General features: G+C 73.7%; 8 protein-coding genes. 7 read left to right on the top strand and 1 reads right to left on the bottom strand.

Annotation, left to right across the window (positions count from 1 at the left end; genetic code table 11):
* From GVN67_RS27660 to GVN67_RS27630, 7 genes are all read left to right on the top strand, one after another.
* A partial coding sequence (locus tag GVN67_RS27660; protein WP_160000536.1) for a hypothetical protein occupies window positions 1-2,234 on the top strand: 2,234 nt, incomplete at its 5' end.
* A gap of 168 nt (window positions 2,235-2,402) precedes the next feature.
* Window positions 2,403-2,795 (top strand): flagellar basal body protein, encoded by a 393-nt coding sequence (locus GVN67_RS27655; RefSeq protein ID WP_160000535.1) that lies wholly within the window; start codon window positions 2,403-2,405, stop codon window positions 2,793-2,795.
* Window positions 2,796-2,821: 26 nt separating this feature from the next.
* A complete protein-coding gene (gene flgC, locus GVN67_RS27650) occupies window positions 2,822-3,232 on the top strand; it encodes a flagellar basal body rod protein FlgC (protein ID WP_160000534.1) in 411 nt (136 codons plus the stop codon).
* Window positions 3,229-3,588 carry a flagellar hook-basal body complex protein FliE gene (gene fliE / locus GVN67_RS27645; protein ID WP_160000533.1) on the top strand — a complete coding sequence of 120 codons (360 nt, stop codon included), beginning with the start codon at window positions 3,229-3,231 and terminating at the stop codon, window positions 3,586-3,588. The genes flgC and fliE overlap by 4 nt, the downstream gene beginning before the upstream one ends.
* Window positions 3,589-3,661: 73 nt before the next feature.
* Complete coding sequence (locus GVN67_RS27640; protein WP_160000532.1) at window positions 3,662-3,937, top strand: flagellar biosynthetic protein FliQ; 276 nt, start codon at window positions 3,662-3,664, stop codon at window positions 3,935-3,937.
* Window positions 3,934-4,710: a flagellar biosynthetic protein FliR gene (locus GVN67_RS27635; protein WP_160000531.1), complete on the top strand. Its 777-nt coding sequence runs from the start codon at window positions 3,934-3,936 to the stop codon at window positions 4,708-4,710. Before GVN67_RS27640 ends, GVN67_RS27635 begins: the two co-directional genes overlap by 4 nt.
* Window positions 4,711-4,713: 3 nt before the next feature.
* Complete coding sequence (locus tag GVN67_RS27630; RefSeq protein WP_160000530.1) at window positions 4,714-5,784, top strand: flagellar biosynthesis protein FlhB; 1,071 nt, start codon at window positions 4,714-4,716, stop codon at window positions 5,782-5,784.
* Window positions 5,785-6,017: 233 nt separating this feature from the next.
* Here the strand turns inward: GVN67_RS27630 and GVN67_RS27625 are convergent.
* Window positions 6,018-6,327: hypothetical protein (locus tag GVN67_RS27625; RefSeq protein WP_408906371.1), on the bottom strand; the 310-nt coding region annotated here is incomplete at its 5' end.

Here is a 6,327-nt window from a genome sequence, read left to right as displayed (position 1 = left end):
TCCCGCTGCCCTTTGGCCGCTCGGTCGCCGCCGCCGCCCTGGCCCGCGGCGGCGCGCTGATCATCGCCTTCGACGACAACCGCCCGATCGACCTGGCCGTGCTGCGCCGCCTGTCGCCGGCGCTGGCCCGGCTGGAGCTGATGGAGGTGCCCGGCGCCGCCGTGCTGCGCCTGCCGCTGGTGCCCGGCGGCGGCATCCCCGGCCTGCGCCGCGACGCCGACGGCATCTGGCAGATCGTCCCGCCCAACGGCCCGCGCCCGGCCCGCATCCTGGTCGACCAGGAGGAGGGCGCCGCGCCCCGCCTGCTGCTGCGCGTCGAGGAGCCGGGCCGCGTCGTCGCCGTGCCCGACCGCGAGACCGGCGGGCTGCTGCTGCTCGGCCTGCTCGCCGCCCCGGCCCGCGCCCTGCCGGTCGGCCAGAGTTTCTCTCCCTTCGACCTGCTGCCGACCGATCATGGCGTGGCGCTGGCGATCCGCGACCCCTCGGTCGCGCTGCGCACGGTGCGCGAGGGCTTCGCGGTGCCGCTGGCCTCGCGCGGCACGCTGGCCATCGGCCCGATCCCCGGCCATCTGGGCGAGGTGGGGGCGCAGATGGCCCGCGTGCTCGACCTGCCGGACCGGCCGCCGGCCGAGCTGCTGCAACGCCGCCGCGACCTCTTCGCCCAGCTGATGAACGCGCCGCCGCAGTCCCGCGCGGCGCTGCGCCTCGACCTGGCGCAGGTGCTGCTGGCGCTCGGCCTCGGCGCCGAGGCCCAGGCCCTGGCCCAGCTCGCCACCGAGGACGATCCGCGCATCGCCGGCGACAAGCGCGCGCTGATGCTGATCGGCGCCGGCGCGCTGATGGCCGGGCGCGGCGAGGAATCGCTGGCGCCGCTGGCCGATCCCCGCCTGCCGCGCGACGGCGAGCCCGCCTTCTGGCAGGCGCTGGCGCGGCTCGACGCGCTGGGGGAGGGCACGCCGTCGACCGAGCTGGCCGCGGCGCTCGCCCGCAACGCGCCGCTGCTGGTGACCTATCCGAAGGCGCTGCGCGACCGGCTGGTGCCGCGCGTGGCCCGCGCCCTGATCGAGGCCGGCGCCCAGCGCGACGCCGCCGCCCTGCTGGACGAGGCCCCCGGCGAGACGCCCGCCCATGTCTTCGCCCGCACCCGCCTGGCCGAGGCCAGAGGCGAGAACGACGCGGCGCTCGCCGCCTATGAGAAGCTGACCGAGGGCCGCGATCGCGACATCCGCGACCGCGCCCGCGGCCGCATCGCCGAGCTGGGCCTGGCCACCGGCAAGCTCGACCCGGGCGCTGCCGCCGCCATGCTGGAGGCCGCCATTCCCGGCTGGCGCGGCGACACCCGCGAGCTGAACCGGCGGCTGCGCTCGTCCGAGCTGTACCAGCAGGCCGGCCAGCACGAGAGCGCGCTCGCCTTGCTGGAGGAGACCGCGACCCTGTTCCCCGACGCCGCCGAGCGGGTGCAGGGCCAGACGTCGGAGGCGCTGCTGGGCGTGCTGCTCGACCCCAAGACCCCGGTGATCGAGGCGGCGCAATTCTACGACCAGCGCCAGGCGCAGCTGCCGCAGGGCCCGCGGCTGGACGCGGCGGCGCTGCGCATCGCCGAGGGGCTGGCGGCGCTCGACCTCTGGGACCCGGCCGCCGCGCTGCTGCGCAAGGCGGCGCTGAAGAGCGACCGCCCGGCGCCGATCAACCTGCGCCTGGCCGAGCTGCTGGTCGCCGCCGGCGAGGGCGAGAAGGCGCTCGCCGTCATCCAGGCGCTGCCCGAGGCGGCGCTGGAGCCCGGCGACCGGCCGCGCCGCAGCATGGCCGAGGCGCGCGCCTTGGCGCTGTCGGGGCAATTGACCCAGGCGACCGTGGCGCTGCGCAACATGGGCCCGGCGGGTGCGGCGCGGCTGGCCGACCTGCTGGCGGCGCAGCAGGACTGGGCGGGGGCGGCCGATGCGCTGACCGCCCATGCCGCGGCGCTGGTGCCGGCGGCGCCGGCCGCGCTGAACCCGGCGCAGCGGCAGCTGCTGCTGCGGCTGGCCGCCTTCCGGACGCTGGCCGGCGACGAGGCGCGCATCGCCCAGCTGCGCGACAGCTATGGCGGGCGCATGGCCGGCGGCCCGCTGGGCGACGCCTTCGCGACCCTGACCGCGCCGCCCGCCAGCGCCGGCACGCCCGAGCTGCAGCGGCTGCGCCAGGAGGTCGCGCTCAGCCGGGCGCTGTCCAAGGAACTGCAGACGCTGCGTTGAGGGGCGGGTGATCAACGTCGGAGGCTGTTCCAGCCTCCAACGATCACGCGCCTAAAAGACCAGCTTTCGCTGTGGCTTAGCCGCATCACCCCGGGCTCTTCTCGGGGTCCTCTTGCACCCAGAACCAGCGGTTAACATCTCGGCCGCAATCCGGGGCGACAAGGCGGCATGAGCCAGCGTTCGACCGATCCTCTCGCCCTTGCCGGCCAGAAGCTCCACTGGCTGGACCAGCGCCAGCGCGTGCTGGCGCAGAACATCGCCAATGCCAATTCGCCCGGCTACCAGCCGCAGGACCTCGCCCCCTTCGCCCAGGCGCTGGAGCGGGCCGGCGGCGGCGGCACGGCGATGGCGCGCACCGATGAGCGGCACCTCGCGACCACCGCCGATCCGCGCGCCCGCAAGGACCGCAACAATGCCGAGCGCAAGCCCGACGGCAACGCCGTGTCGCTCGACCAGCAGGCGCTGAAGGTCGCCGAGACCGACCAGGCGCATTCCCTGGCGCTCGGCCTGCATCGCAGCTGGGTCGGCCTGTTCCGCAGCGCCCTCGGCCGCAACGGCTGATCTTCCAGTCTCCTTAGGGGAATTCGATGGATCTCGATCGCGCCCTCAGCGTCTCCGCCGCCGGCATGGCCGCGCAGTCGACGCGGCTTCGCGTGACGGCCGAGAACATGGCCAACCAGGACACCACCGGGCAGAGCCCGGGGGCCGACCCCTATCGCCGCAAGACGGTGACCTTCACCAACCATCTCGACCGCGCCCTCGGCGTCTCGACGGTGCAGGCCAGCCGCGTCGGCACCCAGCAGGGCGAGTTCCCCGAGCATTACGAGCCGGCCCACCCGGCCGCCGATGCCCGCGGCTATGTCCGCACGCCCAATGTCGACAGCATGGTCGAGATGATGGACATGCGCGAGGCGCAGCGCAGCTACAGCGCCAACCTCTCCGTGCTCGAGACCACCCGCTCCATGCTGCTGCGGACCATCGAGGCGCTGCGCGGATGAGCACGTCCCCGCTGACCGGCTCCGCCGCCTTCAACGCCTATCGCGCCGCCGCCCAGATCGGCAGCGGCAGCGAGAGCAGCAGCACCGGCGCGACCGGTGGCGCCCTGGGCGGCGCCATGGGTGGCCTCGGCGGCGCCGGCGGCAGCTTCGGCGCCATGCTGGAGCGCGCGGTCAACAATGTCGTCGACACCACCCGCGCCGCCGACACCGCCTCCACCGGCGCGATCAACGGCACCGTCGGCGTGACCGACGTGGTGCTCGCCGTCTCCCGCGCCGAGCTCGCCCTGCAGACGACGGTGGCGCTGCGCGACCGCGTCGTCGCCGCCTACCAGGAAGTGATGCGCATGCCGCTCTGAGCGGCACCCCCGATCCACCGCAGTGCCCAGGGGCCGGAAGATCCGGCCGTCATTGCCGCAGGAGGCGGTCGAGATGGAAAGCGATGCCATCGCCGTGGCAGGGCAGCAGGCGCTGTGGACCTGCCTGATGATCGGCGGCCCGCTGCTGGGCATCCTGCTGGTCGTCGGCCTGGCGGTCGCCATCCTGCAGGCGCTGACCCAGGTGCAGGAGGCGGCGCTCGCCTTCGTCCCCAAGATGCTGGCCCTGGGCCTGGCGCTGATGTTCGGCAGCTCGGCGGCGATCGCCGTGATGCGCGGCTTCACCGAGGGGCTGTTCGACCAGATCGTGGCGCTCGGCGGGGTGCGGTGAACGCCGCGGAATTCCTCGAGGCGCTGCCGCACCTGGCCTTCCAGGCGGTGCTGGTGATGTGCCGCGTCGGCGCCTGCGGCATGGTGCTGCCCGGCATCGGCGAGACCGAGGTCTCGTCCAGCATCCGCCTGGCCCTCGCCCTGGCCGTCGTCGCCCTGCTGCTGCCCGGGCTGGAGGCAGTGCTGCCGCGCGAGCCCGAGACCATCGCCGCCACCCTGCAGCTGGTCGGCACCGAGCTGGCCATCGGCCTGTGGCTCGGCTGGCTGGCGCGGCTGATGGTCTTCGCGCTGACCATCGCCGGCCAGACCATCGGCTTCTTCATCGGCCTGGCCAGCGTGCTGACGCCGGACCCGACCGTGGGCTCGGGCGGCACCGCCATCGGCCGCTTCCTCGGCATGGCCGGCACCGTGCTGGTGCTGACCACCGGCCTCTACGCCATCCCGCTGCGGGCGCTGGCCGAAAGCTACGAGGTGCTGCCGGCCGGCGGCCCGCTGGCCCTCGGCGGCGCCGCCGAGATGGTCGCCGCCGCCACCGCCGCCAGCTTCACCCTGGCGCTGCGCCTCTCCGCGCCGCTGCTGCTGCTCTCGCTGCTGCTGCAGATGGGCAGCGGCCTGCTGGCGCGCGTCGCCCCCCAGGCCCAGGTCTATATCCTGGCCGCCCCGGCCCAGACCCTGGCCGGCGTCGCCCTGCTGGCGCTGATCCTGCCCGCGCTGCTGGCGCATTGGGCCGAGGCCGCCCGCGCCGCCTTCATGCTGCTGCCCGGGCTCGGCTGAGCCATGGCCGAGCAGGGCGGCAGCAGCGAGGCGGATGCCGAAGACCGCACACACGACCCCTCCGAACAACGGCTGCGCCGCGCGCGCGAAGGCGGGCAGGTCCCGCTCGGCCGCGAGGCGGTGCAGCTGGCCAGCCTCTGCGGCGGCGCGGTGGCCCTGTCCTTCCTCGGCCCCTCGCTCGGCCGCCAGCTGGTCGAGGCCTGCCGCGGGCTGTTCAGCCAGACCCACACCCTGCAATGGGAAGCCGCCGCGCCCGACCTGCTGAGCCGCGCCGCGCCCCTGGTCTTCGGCTGCGCGGGCCTCGCCGCCGCCGCCGGCGTCATCGCCACGCTGGTGCAGACGCGCGGCCTGATCAACGCCAAGGCGCTGGTGCCGAAGCCCAGCAAGATCAGTCCCCACACCGGCATCAAGCGCCTGTTCGGCCCGCAGGGGCTGATGGAGCTCGGCCGCGCCCTGATCAAGCTGCTGGCCTGCGGCCTGGCCATGTGGTGGGTCTCCGGCGACGTGCTGGCGCTGCTGCCCGGCACCCTGGCCAGCCCGCCCGAGGAGCTGGCGGGCCTCGCGCTCAGCCTGATCACCAGGCTGCTGAGCTATGCGGTGGCCGCCTTCGCCGTCGTCGCCTTCGCCGATTTCGCCATCGTCCACTTCAAGCACATGAAGTCGATGCGGATGACGCTGCAGGAGGTGAAGGACGAGATGAAGGAAAGCGAGGGCGACCCGCATTTCCGCGCCCGCCGCAAGCAGATCGCCCGCAGCCGCAGCCGCAAGCGCATGATGGCCGAAGTGCCGAAGGCGACGGTGATCGTCACCAACCCGACCCACTACTCGGTCGCCCTGGCCTATGTCCGCGGCGTCGACGCCGCACCCCGCATCGTCGCCCGCGGCGTCGACGCGCTGGCCATGCGCATCCGCGCCGAAGCCGACAAGCACGGCATCCCCATCATCCCAAGCCCCCCCCTGGCACGCGCCCTGTACAAGCTCGACGACGGCGCCCAGATCCCGGCGGAACACTTCCAGGCGGTGGCGGAGATCATCGCTCTCGTGTGGCGGATGAAGGGGAACAGGGCAGCCTGAAGCAAAGGGTCGGGTAGGTCGGGGGAATGAATTCCCCCGAACCCCCATCTTTTTTCTGTCAGACTGCCGTGTCCACGTGGGGACGGGACGTGAAACGGCCCAGCCGCAGCGCGACCTGTCGGCGAGCGGCGTCCCGCCATGATGCCCGGGTGTCGATTTTGTTGAAGTGCTGGTCAGCAAACGGCCGGTGATCAGAAAAAAGAAGGGGTCCAGGGGAATTCATTCCCCTGGCCTTACCCTGGATTTTTCTTCCGAGAAGCCATCTCATCCAAGGCTGCCTGCGTCTTCCGCCCCAGGCGTTTTTCTTCCTCGGCTTCGCGCGCTTCCCGGGCCAGTTCCACCACCCGTTCGTTGGTCCGCGCCTGGGTCACCGCGCGGCGGGCTTCTTCGGCGGCGGCTTCGGCCAGGCGGGCTTCGGTCGCCATGCGTTCGCGCATCGCCTCGCCGCGGGGCAGCCAGGCGGCGAGGCCGGGGCCGGCCAGCATCTGGAGTCCGGCATCGGGCTGGGTGGCCTGGGCCTGGCGGGCGGCGGCGGTCTCGGCG

The sequence above is a fragment of the Roseomonas sp. 18066 genome, assembly GCF_902706185.1.
Taxonomy (GTDB): domain Bacteria; phylum Pseudomonadota; class Alphaproteobacteria; order Acetobacterales; family Acetobacteraceae; genus Pseudoroseomonas.
This window is presented reverse-complemented; position numbering and strand designations above follow the sequence as displayed.

Coding starts and splice junctions, on each gene's coding strand:
- GVN67_RS27655 (WP_160000535.1), top strand. CDS start 2,403: ATGAGCCAGCGTTCGACCGATCCTCTCGCCCTTGCCGGCCAGAAGCTC.
- flgC (WP_160000534.1), top strand. CDS start 2,822: ATGGATCTCGATCGCGCCCTCAGCGTCTCCGCCGCCGGCATGGCCGCG.
- fliE (WP_160000533.1), top strand. CDS start 3,229: ATGAGCACGTCCCCGCTGACCGGCTCCGCCGCCTTCAACGCCTATCGC.
- GVN67_RS27640 (WP_160000532.1), top strand. CDS start 3,662: ATGGAAAGCGATGCCATCGCCGTGGCAGGGCAGCAGGCGCTGTGGACC.
- GVN67_RS27630 (WP_160000530.1), top strand. CDS start 4,714: ATGGCCGAGCAGGGCGGCAGCAGCGAGGCGGATGCCGAAGACCGCACA.